At 29.5% G+C, this 1,109-nt stretch carries 1 protein-coding gene; it reads left to right on the top strand.

Going from position 1 to position 1,109, the window contains the following annotated elements:
• The first annotated feature begins 86 nt into the window (after positions 1–86).
• A complete protein-coding gene (locus HM986_RS17575; RefSeq protein WP_179336347.1) occupies positions 87–902 on the top strand; it encodes a hypothetical protein in 816 nt (271 codons plus the stop codon).
• Positions 903–1,109: the final 207 nt, after the last annotated feature.

Raw genomic sequence — 1,109 nt, 5'->3', positions numbered from 1 at the left:
GTAAATATAAAAAAAGGTCTGTATTAAACCGAAAAGTTCGTGTGTAAAATCCGCTACTTTTCATATACAAGACCGTTACCCAACATTTGAAAAAAACCGTTTTCATATTAAACTTAATTTTTAGCACATTAATTTTTGCTCAAAATCCTGAATCGTCAACTCTATATGAAAAAGAGTATTATGATTTAATAAATTACGTGCCGAAAAACTTGGAAATTGACTCTATTCATAAACCTGAAAGTCGACTATTACAAGTAGAATTAAATACAATAAGCAGTTTACATATTTACAGCGGATTAAGGGACGAATTTAAACTAAACGAAAAAGACATTAAATGGTTGGATTATAAAATTGACCGACTTGCAACAGCCTTATTTCTTAACGGAAAAAAGATTTTAGTTAGTGCTGTTGGAGGTTATTCTGGTTGTCCTGATAAAATGATTGATACTCTTCGACTTTATAATATTGAGATTACTGATTTAAAATTCTGCCATACTTGTACTGATGCTATTCGTGACGAGAATTTTATAAGAATATTTAATGACAGAATGTATTCTTTAATGAAAATTGAGCCACCAAATAGAAAAACAAAATTATTTTATGGCGAGTATAAAGGACGCAACAAAGACAAATTTGAAATTAAGTTAATCTTAAAAGAGGATAGAACATTCAAATTTTGGGTTAATAAAGGACACGGTTCAGATTTTACAGAGGGCTTGTGGAAAAACACAAATGAAACTCTGATTTTAAATTCTCGGAATCTGAATAAAGACGATGAAATAAGTTTTACTTTGTCTAGTGCAAAATGGATTGAATTTAATGACTTGGAGTTTCGTTTAAAAAAAGAAAAATTGACTGAATTAAATGGCGGAAATCGGAAATTAAAACAAAAAATTGAATAAAAAACGTTGGGTAACACCGTATATAATTTATTGCTAGTTCTAGCCTACTTACGAAAATCCTCGCGGATTTTCTATTCGGTTTTTATTTACTAAATTAAGTGCTTAAAACACGCAACAAACCATATACAAACACGTTGGCATTCATTGCGGAACGCACTCAAAATCAATAAATAATATGACCAAATTAAATAAATGGATTCTAATAAA

Source organism: Winogradskyella costae, assembly GCF_013403865.1.
GTDB classification, from domain to species: domain Bacteria; phylum Bacteroidota; class Bacteroidia; order Flavobacteriales; family Flavobacteriaceae; genus Winogradskyella; species Winogradskyella costae.
This window is presented reverse-complemented; position numbering and strand designations above follow the sequence as displayed.